The following is a 14,620-nucleotide window of genomic DNA, read 5'->3' as shown; positions in this document are numbered from 1 at the left end:
AAGAAGATATTTTAGGAAGTATTAGAATAGGGGAATATTAAGACAGTAATGAGTGATGAGTAACAAGTGACGAGAGGAGATTTTTACTCGTTACCCGTCACTCGTCACTCATTACTAAAGTGTCTTAATATCTATCTATTGTTCTACTTCACTTCGATAAGATTTGTGGTATAATAAGATAGAATTATTGTGGAAATGTATTGAGGAGGTTTATTAATGAAGAATTGGATTGACAAATTAGAAGGTGTTGTGAAGCGTTATAAAGAGATAGAAAAGTTATTAAGCGATCCAGAGGTTATTAATGACCAAGAAAAGTTCCAGAAGTTATCTATGGAATATGCTGATTTAAGAGATATAGTTGGAAAATATAAGGAATATAAAGAGTTAGAGGAAAATGTAGAAGAGGCAGAAGAGGTTTTAGAGATTGCTGATGATGAAGAGATGATTGAATTGGCTAAGATGCAGTTAGATGAAGCACAGCCAAAGATGGAAAAATTAGAAGAAAAATTACCATTAATGTTAATTCCTAAAGATCCTAATGATGATAAGAACGTTATTGTTGAGATACGTGGTGGTGCTGGTGGTGATGAGGCAAATATCTTTGCTGGTGACTTATACAGAATGTATAGCCGTTATGCTGAGAGGGCAGGCTGGAAGACTGAAGTAATGAGCTCTAGTCCCTCTGAAATGGGAGGCTATAAAGAGATTGTATTTATGATTGAAGGTAAGGGAGCTTATAGCCGTTTAAAGTATGAGAGTGGAGTTCACAGAGTACAAAGAGTACCTAATACAGAGTCTAGTGGTCGTATCCATACATCAACTTCTACAGTTGCGGTATTGCCTGAAGCAGAAGAAGTTGATATTGAGATCAATGCCAATGACCTAAAGATTGATACTTATCGCTCTAGTGGTCCAGGTGGTCAGAGTGTTAATACTACCGACTCTGCTGTTAGAATTACCCATTTACCTACGGGGTTAGTAGTATCCTGTCAAGATGAAAAATCTCAACATAAGAATAGAGATAAGGCAATGAGAATTCTTAGAGCAAGGTTGCAGGAAAAGATAGAAGCAGAGCAACAAGCTGAAGTTGCTGAAGCAAGAAAGAGCCAAGTCGGTACTGGTGATAGAAGTGAAAGAATTAGAACATACAACTTCCCACAAGGAAGGGTGACTGATCATCGAATTAATCTAACAATGCATCAATTAGATGCTATCCTAGATGGTGATTTAAATGAGGTAATTGAAGCCTTAACTACAGCAGACCAAATAGAGAAATTGAAGCTGGTGGACTAAGTTGGAACTTCTAACGGTTAAGGAGATACTTGATAGAACTGTTAAACATTTTCAAAATTATGAAATTGCTAGTGCTCGTTTAGATGCTGAGATTTTATTATCAGAGGTATTGGATATGGAGAGAATAAATCTCTATGTCAATTTTGATAAGCCTTTGACTAAAGGGGAAGTAGATAAATATCGTCAGTTTGTAATTGCGCGTAGTAAAGGTACCCCTGTTGCTTATATTATTGCTAAGCAAGAGTTTATGTCTTTAAATTTTAAGGTTACTGAGGCTACCTTGATTCCACGACCAGAGACAGAGCATTTGGTGGAGGTTATTTTAGATAAGATTAAAGCTGTAGGCTTAGATAGAGTTAAGGTTGTTGATGTAGGAACAGGAAGTGGAGCAATTATAGTTAGTTTGACTAAGCTAGCAGAAAAAGAGATAGAAGCGATAGCGGTTGATATATCTGCTGATGCTTTAGATGTGGCTAAAGAGAATGCTGATAATTATGAACTCTTAGATAAGATAGATTTTAGATTAGGTAGTTTATTAGAACCTGTTAGTGAAATGGTAGATATTATAGTCTCTAACCCACCCTATATCCCTACGTCTGATATAAAGGATTTACAGAGGGAAGTCAAAAATGAACCAATAACAGCTCTAGATGGTGGGCAGGATGGATTAGATTTTTATCGAGAGATTATTAATCAATCATTAACTAAGTTGAATACAGGTGGATTGATTGCTTTTGAAATAGGGATTAATCAAGCTGATGATGTAGCATCTTTATTAGAGAATAATAACTTTGATAATATAAAGATAATTAAAGATTATGCTGGAATCGAGAGAGTGGTTTTAGCTACTAAGGAGTAGATCTCAATTTTGAGGTCTACTTTTTTTATCCTTAAGACTACAAATTTTAAATTAATTTAATCTATTCAATATAAAAAGAAGGATAATATTCAGGCGTGAAGAAATAAAATACTTAGATAACAAAAAAAGTAATAAAAGAAAATAAAATCAATTTATAGTAATATAGTCAATAATTATTCTGTTATTTATAGTAAAGATTGAAGTAAACTTTTGATTTATACTGTCTTGCTTAATATATGGAATATAATATCTATATTTTAAACTATAAACTTTCAAATTTATCCTTATTCAAGGGTATTTTTTCGAAAAAACCACCGGAAATACCTAATAGTGACCTATTATTCTAATATAATAATTGAGTATATTAGTTTTTTATTTAATGTTATATCTATTAGAGACTTAGGAAAACGATTTCCAAAGTAGTTCGGTTCAATAATTATAATTTTCACAAAAGTCAAATATTTACATGTGTTATAAGAGATATAAATTTTTATAAGGAGGTGATTAAATTGATTGTTGATAATTAAATTAGAGGCTCTAGGTAAAGCGAAAGACATAGTGGAATAAGGCTTATAAATATATTAAGGAGGAAATTATTTTGAAGAATAATTTAGGGGAAAAATTAAAATCAGTTGGTACTATTTTCTTGTTGGTTTTTTGTATAACCAGTTTTTTTGGAGGATGGACTTCATCAAAAGTTTTGGCTGCAGAAAGTACTTTAGAGATTCAAGAAAATGAAACTGGTTTTGTAGAAGTCGATGGTTCTATTGAATCAGAACATTCTAGTTATACAGGTAATGGTTATGCCAATACTCTAAATTACCTTGGAAGTTATATAGAATGGGTGATTAATGTACCTTCTGCTGGTAGTTATGAACTTCAGTGGAGATTTGCTAATGGTGGTTCAGCTAACCGTGCAGCTGAAGTCTTAGTTAATGATAGTAAGCAGATTTCTGATATTGATTTTTCAGCAACAGGGGGTTGGTCTAGTTGGTCAACAACTTCTTTGGTAAGTGTAAATCTCCAGGCTGGGGATAATAGTATTCGATTAGTTGCTAAAACTGATGATGGTTTAGCTAATATTGATTGGATTGAGATTACTGGAAATCAACCATCAGCAGGTAACGGTGACCAAGCTTCTATTGAACTAGAAGAAGGGGACATATTACTTGCGCCCAATGATTCTATGACATTACAGGAAGCAATTGAATCAATTCAAGCAGGCAATACTATCTATTTAGAGGATGGTACTTACGCTCTTTCACAGACAGTTATTATAGCAGAGGGCAATGATGGAGCCTCTGGTGCTAGAAAGAAGATAGTTGCTTATAACAATGCAACGCCTGTTCTAGATTTTTCAGCTATGGCAGAAGATTCATCTAATCGTGGTATTGTTCTTTCTGGTGATTACTGGCACATTAAAGGTGTTATTATCCAAAATGCCGGTGATAACGGGATGTTACTTGCTGGTAATAATAATATAATAGAAGAGTGTGTTTTTAGATATAATAGAGATTCAGGTCTTCAAGTTAGCAGAATTAATAGTAATTATGATGATATTAGTGAATGGCCATCGAATAATTTGATTCTTAACTCTGAATCCCATGATAATGCTGATAGTGATCATGAAGATGCTGATGGATTTGCACCTAAATTAACAGTTGGAGAAGGTAATATATTCCGAGGATGCGTATCACATCATAATATTGATGATGGTTGGGATTTATATGCTAAGTCGGCAACAGGTCCAATTGGGGTAGTAACAATAGAAGATTGTATTGCTCATGATAATGGATTGTTGAGTGATGGTAATACATCAGGAAATGGAGATAAGAATGGCTTTAAACTCGGTAGTTCTGGTATCTATGTGAACCACATTGTTCGTCGTAGCATTGCTTTTAATAATGGGAAGCATGGTTTTACAGATAATGGGAACACCGGTAGTATTAAGTTTATAAATAATACTGCTTATAATAATGGTGATCATAATTTCCATACGCGTGATGGTGCTAGCCATGTATTTATCAATAATATTTCTTTTGCTGGAGGGCATAATGATAGAATAGTAGGAGATATCTCTGCTCCAAATGCGCTTACAGAAGACGATATTTATTGGTATTATACAGCAGATGAATCGGACTTTATCACATTAACACCTGGTATAGATTCTGATCCTACTAGTAATGGATTTCTACATCTTAAGTCTGGTAGTGATTTGATTGATGTAGGTGTTTTAGCAGATGGTATTGAATATAATGGTTCAGCTCCAGATTTAGGTGCAATTGAATCAGATTAATTATTCATTGTAGCATATTATTAATGAATTTAGCTGAGGAATTCTAGCCTATATCAATAGGCAAGGATTTCTCAGCTTTTTTATTTAAGATGATAGGTATAAAGAGCTTTTTTGAGATTAGTAGGAGCAATGGTGAAGTTGTATTAAGAGTTTACTTTTGAACTTATAGCCAACAACAGGAGGTCAGCAAATCAAAATTATATTCTCCTTATATAAGATTAGTCAAAGCAGTTTCCTTAATTCTTAAGAAGAGAGCTAGAATAAATATAGTTGGGATTATACTTCCTTTGAATAAAATTAAATTTAGTAGGTAATAGTAACTATAATCTAATCCCTCTTAACAAATCTTTAGAAATATTATATACTATAATAAAAACTGAGCTCCAGTTTTTATACTATTAGCAATTAGTGTTGAGTGTAGATTGATCCAAAAAGATTCGGTCTTTGCTTCACTTATACTGACAATTGTAGTATTAATAGAAGTATGAAAGAGGGTATATTATAATGAGAAGCATTAAAGGAACTAAGGTGTTCTCAGAAAAAGAGATTAAAGATGCAACAGAATTATTAAGAGCAGGAGAGTTAGTGGCGTTTCCTACTGAAACAGTATATGGTTTAGGGGCTAATGCTCTTGATGAAAGAGCAGTAAAATCGATTTTTACTGCTAAAGGAAGGCCATCGGATAATCCTTTGATTATACATATTGGAGAAGAGAAGGATATAGAGAATTTAATAAGTGAAGGAGTACCTCAACTTGCTAAAAAATTAATGGATAAGTTTTGGCCAGGTCCTTTAACTCTTATTCTACCAAAATCACAGAAAGTGCCAGAGGTTACTACAGGAGGCTTGAATACAGTAGCGGTTAGAATGCCAGATCACCCGATAGCGCTGAAGTTAATCAAGGAGACAGGATTACCTTTAGCAGCACCGAGTGCTAATTTATCGGGAAAACCCAGTCCTACTTTGGCTGAACATGTGATTGAGGATTTGGCTGGTAGAGTTGCTGGGATTATAGATGGTGGTCAGACTGGTCTTGGGGTAGAATCGACAGTAGTTGATTTATCTAGAGAAGTACCTATCCTGCTAAGACCTGGTGGAGTAACTTATGAAGAACTATTAGCAGAGTTAGGTCAAGTGCAGATAGATCCTGTAGTTAAGAGTAAATTTGCAAATGAATCTAAAGCAGCAATCTCTCCAGGAATGAAGTATAGACATTATGCCCCCCAAGCAGAGGTCATATTAATTGAAGGCAAAGAGGATAAAATTAAGGATAAGATTAAAAAATTAATCAATGCAAATGAAGATAAGAAGATTGGAGTAATGGTAAGTAAAGAACTAGAAGATTATTACTCAGGTGTTAATGTCAAAATCATGGGGAGTAAAGATAACCTAATAGAGATTAGTCAGAGTATCTTCAAGTTATTAAGAGAGTTTGATGAAGAGGGAATTGAGAGAATTTTGATAGAGGGTCTAGAGTTGAAAGGTTTAGGTTTAGCGATTATGAATAGATTGAGAAAGTCGGCTGCCTATCAGATTATTGAAGTCTGATTATTGATAGGTCATTATAGCTTATAGTATTTAGTACTATTAAAATTTAGATATAACTTCTTTCCTATTAGAATATATATATAATGTTTTAAATTATATATCGTCTGCTTAATGGGGAGGGTTATAGTGAATATTATAGAGGTAGTTGCTTTGGGAGTGGCTTTAGGAACAGATGCTTTTTCTGTTTCTGTAGCTATTGGTACCAAAAGATTGAGATTACTATTATTATTAAAATTTAGTCTGATTATAGGTATATTTCATGTTATTATGCCTTTAGTAGGGGTAGAATTAGGGCTCTTTTTACATAATCTTTTTGGTAATTATTATTTTGAGGGTACAATAGATAAGATTACTACAACTATCGGTTCTGGGGTATTGATGATTTTAGGTATGATAATGATTTATGAGAATTTTAAAAGTGATCAAGTCGATAGCAACTTTGATCTATATGGCTGGTCTTTAATTATCGTGGCTTTAAGTGTCAGTATTGATGCCTTATCTGTTGGATTTAGTTTAGGTATGTTGGATGCCAATATAGTTTTTAGTTGTATGATTTTAGGTTTTATTGCTACTGTGATGGTTATCTGTGGTTTGACTTTAGGAGATAAGATAGGTAGTTTAGTCAGTGGTAATGCTGAAGTCTTAGGAGGAGTTGCCTTGATTTTATTAGGAATCCACTTTTTATTATCTTAGGTTAAATTTATTAATTAACAGGGAGGTGATCTTTTGAAGAAGACTATTTTATTGGTATGTACTGGAAATACCTGTAGAAGCAGTATGGCAGAAGCACTACTTAGGGACTTATTAACTAGGTATGGCAAGGGCAATTATAAGATTAAATCAGCAGGTATCTCTGCCTTTGAAGGTGGAGATGCAGCTTATCAGGCAATTAGGGTTATGAAAGAGGAAGGAATAGATTTAAGTAATCACCAAACTACACTATTGTCACAGCAATTAATAGAAGAATCCGATTTAATCTTAACAATGACTCAAAGGCATAAACTGGTTATTTTAGATGATTATCCTGATTCTAGAGAGAAGGTCTATACATTAAAGGAATATGCAGCTAGGGTTGAGGATATTGAGAATGAGACCAAACAGATAGAAGAGCTACACCAGATAATAGATAAGAAGAGAGAAGAATTTATCTTAGAGTATCAAGATGAGATCGAAGAGCTAGAAGATAAAAGAGAAGAGTTGCTTAGTGAACTTGAGGGGATAGAAGGAAGGATTGCTGAATTAGAGGATGAGTTAAACCAGAGGGTTTTAGCTGAAAAGAGGGAGTTGGCTAGATTAAAAGAGAGGATAGGGAATTTAGATATCTCTGACCCTTTTGGACAACCTATCTCAATTTATAGAGATTGTGCTCAGGAGATTAAGGCTGAATTGGAGAAGATTGTCGAAAATCTAGAATAATAAGCAGGATAATACTATGAATTAGAGAATAGTTATTAGAGAGTTAACAGCTAAGAGTTCATAACTGGAGGTATAGAAATGAAGATTGCATTAGGTAGTGATCACGGAGGAATAAATTTAAAGAGTAAGATTAAAGAGTTATTAGATGAAAAGGGAATAGAGTACCATGATTTTGGCCCAGATAGTACTGATTCTGTAGATTATCCTGATTTTGCTAAAGAAGTAGCTTATAGTGTAACTAATGGAGAATATGATAGAGGTATTTTAATCTGTGGTACTGGAATTGGTATGTCAATTGCAGCAAACAAGGTAAAAGGAATTAGAGCTGCTTTATGCCATGATGTATTCTCGGCTAAGGCAACTAGATTACATAATAATTCTAATATCTTAACTATGGGAGAGAGAGTTGTTGGTAGTGAGTTAGCTTTAGAGATTGCTAGAACTTGGTTAGATACTGGGTTTGAAGGTGAGAGGCACCAAAGAAGGATTGATAAGATTAGTCAATTAGAGGATTAGAGGAGAGTGATCTAATGAAGAATTTAATGAAGATTGACCCTGAATTATTTGAAGTAATCAAAAAAGAAGAGAGTAGGCAGAAGGGGAATTTGGAGTTAATTGCTTCAGAGAACTTCGTTAGTGAAGCAGTTTTAGAAGCTATGGGGACGGTATTGACTAACAAGTATGCTGAAGGATATCCAGATAAGAGATATTATGGTGGATGTGAGTATGTTGATATCGCTGAAAAGCTAGCTATTGAGCGAGCAAAAGAATTATTTGGAGCAGAACATGCTAATGTACAACCCCATTCAGGTTCTCAAGCCAATGCAGCTGTCTATTTTGCTCTGTTAGAACCGGGAGATACTGTACTGGGAATGGACTTAACTCATGGTGGTCATCTAACCCATGGTAGTCCTGTTAATATGTCAGGTAATTACTATAACTTTGTGCCATATGGAGTAAACCAAGATAATGAAAGAATCGATTATGATTTATTAAGAGAATTGGCACTAGAAAATAAGCCTAAGATGATTGTAACTGGTGCAAGTGCTTACTCAAGGGAGATAGATTTTAAGAAGTTTAGAGAGATAGCTGATGAGGTAGGGGCTTATTTGATGGTCGATATGGCTCATATTGCAGGATTGATAGCAGCAGGATTACACCAAAATCCAGTAGAGCATGCCCAGATAGTAACTACTACTACCCATAAGACTTTACGTGGACCTCGTGGTGGGATGATCTTATGTAAAGAGGAGTTTGCCAAGCAGATTGATAAAGCAATCTTTCCTGGGATTCAAGGTGGTCCTTTGATGCATATTATTGCAGCTAAAGCTGTCTGCTTTAAAGAGGCATTAAGTGATGAGTTTAAAGAGTATCAAAAGCAGGTTGTAAAGAATGCTAAGGTTTTAGCTAAAGCCTTAAGCCAAGAGTTTAGGATAGTCTCTGATGGTACAGATAACCATTTAATGTTAGTAGACTTAACAGAGCATGATATTACTGGAAAGAAAGCAGAGCATACATTAGATGAGGTAAATATCACTGTGAATAAGAATACTATTCCTTTTGAAACCAGAAGCCCTTTTGTGACAAGTGGAATTCGTATAGGAACTCCATCTTTAACAACTAGAGGGATGAAGGAAGAAGAGATGAAGAAAGTAGCTAAGATGATAACTAAATTATTATTAAATATTGATAATGAAGAGATTAAAGCCGAAGTAAGAAGAGAAGTCGAGGAGTTGGTTGAAGAATATCCATTATTACATCAAAAATAGGAGGAAATTTTAATGAGTAAAGTACATATTATTGATCACCCATTAATTCAACACAAATTGACACACTTAAGGAAAGAAGAGACTGGACCAAAGGAGTTTAGAGAGTTAGCTAATGAGATTGCAACTTTAATGGCTTATGAAGTAACTAGAGATTTACCTTTGGAAGATGTTAAAATTAAAACTCCAGTTATGGAGACAACAGCCAAGGTGATAGCTGGAAAGAAATTGGCTGTTGTACCTATCTTAAGAGCAGGCTTAGGAATGGTAGATGGTATGTTCAATCTAATCCCAGCAGCTAAAGTTGGGCATATTGGGTTGTATCGTGATCCTGAGACTTTAGAGCCAGTTGAATACTACTGCAAGATGCCAACTGATATTGAATCAAGGGAGTTGATTGTAGTTGACCCAATGTTAGCAACAGGAGGATCAGCAGCTGCAGCAATTCAATTTGTTAAGGATAGAGGTGCTGAAAGTATTAAGTTTATGTGTTTAGTAGCGGCTCCAGAGGGTGTTAAAAAGCTACAGGAAGCACATCCAGATGTAGAGATTTATACTGCTGCTTTAGATGATAGATTAAATGATCATGCTTATATTGAGCCTGGTTTAGGAGATGCAGGAGATAGATTATTTGGAACTAAGTAATAAAAACAGGGCTTTTGCCCTGTTTTTATTAGTTTAAGCTTAAGTATTAGCATTAGGGATAAAAGTTTATAATTATTTTGATTTGTTTAAATTTAGACTTAATAAAGAAAGGGGTTATTTTTATGCGTCCATCATGGGATAATTATTTTATGGAGATGACTGAAGTTGTAGCAAAGCGGTCTACTTGTTTAAGACGAAAGGTAGGAGCATTAATTGTTAAAGATAAGCGTGTGCTCGCTACAGGGTATAATGGAGCCCCTAGTGGTTTAAAGCATTGTGCAGAGACAGGATGTTTACGTGAGCAGAATAATGTACCATCAGGAGAGCGTCATGAGCTATGTCGAGGCTTGCATGCAGAACAGAATGCGATCATTCAGGCTGCCTTACATGGAAGCTCGATTAATGAGGCAACTTTATACTGTACCCACCAGCCTTGTATCCTCTGTACAAAAATGATTATTAATGCAGGAATCAAGCAAGTGGTATTTAAGGGAGCCTATCCAGATAAATTGGCTTTAGAGATGATGAAGGAAGCAGGAATTAAAATAGAAGAGATTAAATAGTTTTCCATAAATTTATAATTGAAAATTAGGTTAAAATTTCATAAAATAAGGTTAGACTTGATTAATAGCAAAAGTTTTAGGCTTAATTTTAGAGGGGCATAATTTATTATGCTCCTCTATTAATGTTAATTATTTTCATTAAAAAATAAATTTAAATTAGAGAGGGGTGGATAATATGTTCATTTATCCATTACTAGTAGCATTATTAATTAGCTATTTAATGGTTCCTCAAGTAAAGCGTTTAGCCTTTAGCTTAGGAGCAGTAGATAAGCCTAACAAGCGTAGAATCAATGTTAAGCCTATTCCTAGTTTGGGAGGGATTGCTATCTATTTGGGCGTATTATTCGCCTTAATCTTGACAGGATTCAGCTCTGAATTTTTAGGGATTATCGCTGGAGGAACTTTAATTGTTATTTTAGGTATTTTAGATGACTTGTATGAGTTATCTGCATTTGTTAAATTATTGGGTCAGATTGTAGCAGGATTAGTACTAATTGGATTTGGAACTAGAATTGAATTTATCAGCAATCCTTTTGGTGGTATCTATTATTTGGGATTGTTAGGAGTACCAATGACATTAATCTGGATTGTAGGTGTGATGAATACTATCAATTTAATTGATGGGATGGATGGTTTAGCAGGAGGAGTGACAGTGATTGCTACAGCAACATTAGCTATCTTTGCATATCAGCAAGGGCAAGTATTGACTGTTATCCTGGCTCTATCAGTTATTGGAGCTACTTTAGGATTTCTAAAGTATAATTTCAATCCTGCTGAAATCTTTATGGGTGATACAGGAAGTATGTTCTTAGGTTTTATGTTAGGAGCGATCTCAATAGTAGGTACCTTAAAGAGTGTAACTGCTATAACATTATTGATTCCTATATTAGTTTTAGGTGTTCCTATCTTGGATACTTTATTTGCTATTTTACGCCGTAAATTAAGTGGACAGCCTATCTTTAAAGCCGATAAAGGGCACTTACACCATAAATTATTAGAATTGGGATTAAGCCAAATTCAAGCTGTTACAATAATTTATTTAATCAGTATCTTTTTAGCTATGATTGCGATTGGTGTTAGTGAGGCAGATTTAAATCAATTGATATTCTTAACTGCTAGCTCTGTAGGATTTATTTTACTAGGAGCTATTAAATTAGGGATATTTAATGTAAAATCTAACTATATAAATGACATCAATTTAAGCAATTAAGCAAAATTAAAGCATAGGATTAATAATTTAATATAATTTCTAGTCAAAAATCTAGGTATTTAGATAAATACCTAGATTTTTTTGTGATTCATTCTCTATAATACCCATAGATGAAATATTTTATTGAATAAGTATCTTATTATAAAAAAACTTGACATTTATGATATAATTTTTTATAATAAGATAATAAAACTGACTAGTCAGTTTTATTATCTTATAGTTTATTTTTGTATTAGTTATAAGTGAATAATAGAGATTCAACTAGTTAATATAAGGATACTCATGTCAAGTAATTGTTAAAGTAGTGCTAAGTCTTAGTTGCTAATATTTATTAAAGTAGGTTCGTTTTATATGACAATTTTAAGTAAAGTTTACTTACTTAAAGAAACTTTACAATATTATATTTTTGTAGTATAATGAGAAATGAATTAAAAAGTGCCTAATCTATAAAGAGCGGGGGAACCATTTTTGGGGTGAATCTAACGATAAATTTAAGTGTGAGGTTAAGTAAATGTTAAGTGTTTGTAACTTATCTTTGTCCTTAATCTTAAATTTTTTATTTAGTAGGGTATCCTCTACCCGAATCCGACAGCTAACCTCGTAGGCATATGAAAAGAGGGGCATACTTCTCCACAGGTATTACTATATGTTCCTGTGGTTTTATGTATATTTAGAGATATATTGTGTAAACTAGAAAGGGATAATTTTGATTTTTACATACTCATTATTAAGTACATAGGAGAATTGTAATGAAAGAAAATATAGGTATTCTTAAAGCTTTAGCCTTATTATCTCAAGTAGGTATCAGTATTATAATACCTATAATTATTTGTGTTTGGTTTGGTAATAAATTAGATCAATGGCTAGGTACTAATGCTATTTTTTTAATCATCTTTACTATTTTAGGTGTTATAACTGGATTTAGAAGTGCTTATAGATTACTTATGTCTACTGAGAAGGATAGGAAGGGATAAGTTGTGAAGGAATTAAGAAAAACTGAGTTTTTTGTGATAAAATACACTATTATATTGAATCTGTTTTTAGCGGTAATATCATTGATTTTTTTTGACAAAAGAACTGCTTTTGGATTATTAGTAGGATCGGTAATGGGGATTGTTAACTTTCATTTATTAGCTATTTCTCTACAAAAATCAGTAAGCTTTACACCTACTAAAGCCCAAGCATATATGGTGGTACAATACATATTTAGATATATACTCTGGTTTACTGTTTTTTATATAGCTTTAAAAAGACCAGATGTCAATTTGTTGACAACAATTATTGGTATGTTAACTATCAAGTTTGTTATTTTAGTAAGTAATATCTTTAAGGTTTTTCCACAGAATCAAGAGTTAACTAGAAAGGAGGGGAGTTAATTAGATGGGATTTATCAATAATTTGATTGATAAGATGTTTCTTGAAGACGTAAACCCTGAGGCTTTTGCTCCTAAAGTATATGAAGTTGCTGGTCTTCCAATTAAATCTACTGTTATAACCACTTGGGTAATCATGGCTATTTTAGCTATATTCGCTTGGTTATCAACTAGAAACTTAAAAGAGAAGCCAAAAGCTTTGAGTTTACAGAATTTTGCTGAATTTATAGTTGATTCAATTCAAGGTTTAGTAGATAGTGCAATGGGCTCTGGAAAACAGAAGTATGTCCCTTATATAGGTACATTAATATTGTTTCTAGCCTTTGCTAATCTAATAGGCATTGTTCCAGGTAGAGACTTATTCAATTTATACACACCAACAGCAGATTTAAATACTACTTTTGCTTTAGCATTAATTACATTCATTGCTGTTCATGTCTCTGGAATTAGAGCCAAAGGTATTGGTGGTTACATAAAAGATTATTTTGAACCAATGCCCTTTTTAGTCCCATTAAACATAATTGGAGCAATAGCAGACCCAGTATCTTTATCCTTCCGTCTATTTGGTAATATGTTAGGTGGAGTAGTAATTATGGGATTGCTATATAGTGTAGTTGGTATACTTATTCCAGGTATAGCAAGCCTTTACTTCGATGTTTTTGCTGGTGTATTGCAGGCTTTTATCTTTACAATGTTGACAATGACTTATATTGCAACAGAAGTTGACTAATCTCTCCATAGTTTAAGAAAGGAGGGTTTCATTTGGAAGAGATATCTAATCTAGTAGTCTTTTTATTAGAATGGTTAGATCAGTTTGATGCTAAGACTTTAGTATCTGCAGCAGCAGTATTGGCAGCTGGTTTTGCTATGATAGCAGGAATTGGTCCAGGTGTAGGTCAAGGATATGCTGCAGGAAAGGGTGCTGAGGCAGTAGGTAAGAATCAAAAGAACACTAGTAATATTACATTAGTAATGTTATTAGGAGCAGCTGTTGCAGAGACTTCTGGTATCTTCTCTTTGGTAGTAGCTTTGATTTTACTTTATGCCAATCCATTAGTAGGAATGGAAGGAGTTGCTATTGTTATAGCGGCATCTGTATTGGGAGCTGGTTTATCTATGATAGCAGGAATTGGTCCAGGTATAGGTCAAGGATATGCTGCAGGAAAAGGTGCTGAACGTGTTGGTCAAAGACCTAAATATCAAAGTGTTATTGTTAGAACAATGTTATTAGGTCAAGCAGTTGGTCAAACAACTGGTATTTATGCATTGGTAGTTGCTTTAATATTGTTATTTGCCAATCCATTAATTGGTTAATTATAAAATAAATATTATAAAGGAGGATATTAATTATGGATGGATTATCTTTAATTAAAGCTGCATCTGCTATTGGAGCAGGATTAGCTATGATAGCAGGAATTGGAGCAGGAATTGGACAGGGATATGCTGCAGGAAAGGGTGCTGAAGCAGTAGGTAAGCAACCTGAAGCTCAAGGTGATATTGTTAGAACTATGTTATTAGGTGCTGCAGTTGCAGAGACAACTGGTATTTATGGCTTGGTAATTGCTTTAATCTTATTATTTGCTAACCCACTATTTGGATAAGAATATTTGAAGATGAATAAATATTTATTCATCTTCCTTTAATTATTTTG

At 33.7% G+C, this 14,620-nt stretch carries 16 protein-coding genes and 1 riboswitch; all 16 genes read left to right on the top strand.

From position 1 onward, the window contains the following. Positions 1-216: 216 nt before the first annotated feature. The 16 genes from prfA (at position 217) to atpE (BX659_RS01255) (ending at position 14,570) form a co-directional block, all read left to right on the top strand. Positions 217-1,293: a peptide chain release factor 1 gene (gene prfA / locus BX659_RS01330; RefSeq protein WP_097017366.1), complete on the top strand. Its 1,077-nt coding sequence runs from the start codon at positions 217-219 to the stop codon at positions 1,291-1,293. Between the two features lies 1 nt (position 1,294). Next, positions 1,295-2,152 (top strand): peptide chain release factor N(5)-glutamine methyltransferase, encoded by an 858-nt coding sequence (gene prmC, locus BX659_RS01325; protein WP_097017367.1) that lies wholly within the window; start codon positions 1,295-1,297, stop codon positions 2,150-2,152. A gap of 598 nt (positions 2,153-2,750) precedes the next feature. Beyond that, entirely contained in the window at positions 2,751-4,448 is a 1,698-nt protein-coding gene (locus BX659_RS01320; protein ID WP_097017368.1) for a carbohydrate-binding protein, read from the top strand. Positions 4,449-4,952: 504 nt separating this feature from the next. Then, complete coding sequence (locus tag BX659_RS01315) at positions 4,953-5,996, top strand: L-threonylcarbamoyladenylate synthase (protein ID WP_097017369.1); 1,044 nt, start codon at positions 4,953-4,955, stop codon at positions 5,994-5,996. Between the two features lie 126 nt (positions 5,997-6,122). Further along, positions 6,123-6,689, top strand: coding sequence for a manganese efflux pump MntP (locus BX659_RS01310; protein WP_097017370.1), 567 nt, complete (start codon positions 6,123-6,125; stop codon positions 6,687-6,689). 33 nt (positions 6,690-6,722) lie between these two features. Beyond that, positions 6,723-7,412, top strand: a complete 690-nt coding sequence (locus BX659_RS01305) for a low molecular weight protein arginine phosphatase (protein ID WP_097017371.1) — start codon at positions 6,723-6,725, stop codon at positions 7,410-7,412. A gap of 78 nt (positions 7,413-7,490) precedes the next feature. Next, the gene (gene rpiB / locus BX659_RS01300; RefSeq protein WP_097017372.1) at positions 7,491-7,928 is read left to right on the top strand and encodes a ribose 5-phosphate isomerase B; all 438 of its coding nucleotides are present in this window, start codon (positions 7,491-7,493) and stop codon (positions 7,926-7,928) included. Positions 7,929-7,942: 14 nt separating this feature from the next. Beyond that, complete coding sequence (glyA, locus tag BX659_RS01295) at positions 7,943-9,181, top strand: serine hydroxymethyltransferase (protein WP_097017373.1); 1,239 nt, start codon at positions 7,943-7,945, stop codon at positions 9,179-9,181. 12 nt (positions 9,182-9,193) lie between these two features. After that, positions 9,194-9,823 (top strand): uracil phosphoribosyltransferase, encoded by a 630-nt coding sequence (upp, locus tag BX659_RS01290; protein WP_097017374.1) that lies wholly within the window; start codon positions 9,194-9,196, stop codon positions 9,821-9,823. A 122-nt stretch (positions 9,824-9,945) separates the two neighbouring features. Then, entirely contained in the window at positions 9,946-10,386 is a 441-nt protein-coding gene (locus BX659_RS01285) for a deoxycytidylate deaminase (protein ID WP_097017375.1), read from the top strand. A gap of 175 nt (positions 10,387-10,561) precedes the next feature. Then, the gene (locus tag BX659_RS01280) at positions 10,562-11,596 is read left to right on the top strand and encodes a glycosyltransferase family 4 protein (RefSeq protein WP_097017376.1); all 1,035 of its coding nucleotides are present in this window, start codon (positions 10,562-10,564) and stop codon (positions 11,594-11,596) included. 426 nt (positions 11,597-12,022) lie between these two features. Further along, positions 12,023-12,219: riboswitch (cyclic di-AMP (ydaO/yuaA leader) on the top strand. A gap of 126 nt (positions 12,220-12,345) precedes the next feature. Then, positions 12,346-12,570: an AtpZ/AtpI family protein gene (locus BX659_RS01275; protein WP_097017377.1), complete on the top strand. Its 225-nt coding sequence runs from the start codon at positions 12,346-12,348 to the stop codon at positions 12,568-12,570. Between the two features lie 3 nt (positions 12,571-12,573). Beyond that, positions 12,574-12,972 (top strand): ATP synthase subunit I, encoded by a 399-nt coding sequence (locus BX659_RS01270; protein WP_097017378.1) that lies wholly within the window; start codon positions 12,574-12,576, stop codon positions 12,970-12,972. 4 nt (positions 12,973-12,976) lie between these two features. Further along, positions 12,977-13,699, top strand: a complete 723-nt coding sequence (gene atpB / locus BX659_RS01265) for a F0F1 ATP synthase subunit A (protein ID WP_097017379.1) — start codon at positions 12,977-12,979, stop codon at positions 13,697-13,699. 32 nt (positions 13,700-13,731) lie between these two features. Then, a complete protein-coding gene (atpE, locus tag BX659_RS01260; RefSeq protein WP_097017380.1) occupies positions 13,732-14,283 on the top strand; it encodes an ATP synthase F0 subunit C in 552 nt (183 codons plus the stop codon). A gap of 35 nt (positions 14,284-14,318) precedes the next feature. Continuing rightward, positions 14,319-14,570, top strand: a complete 252-nt coding sequence (gene atpE, locus BX659_RS01255; protein WP_068719561.1) for an ATP synthase F0 subunit C — start codon at positions 14,319-14,321, stop codon at positions 14,568-14,570. Positions 14,571-14,620: the final 50 nt, after the last annotated feature.

Origin of the sequence: Orenia metallireducens (assembly GCF_003001995.1) — a bacterium.
Taxonomy (GTDB): Bacteria; Bacillota; Halanaerobiia; order Halobacteroidales; family Halobacteroidaceae; genus Orenia; species Orenia metallireducens_B.
The sequence above is the reverse complement of the archived record's forward strand: the minus strand, read 5'-3'. Positions and strand labels throughout refer to the sequence as shown.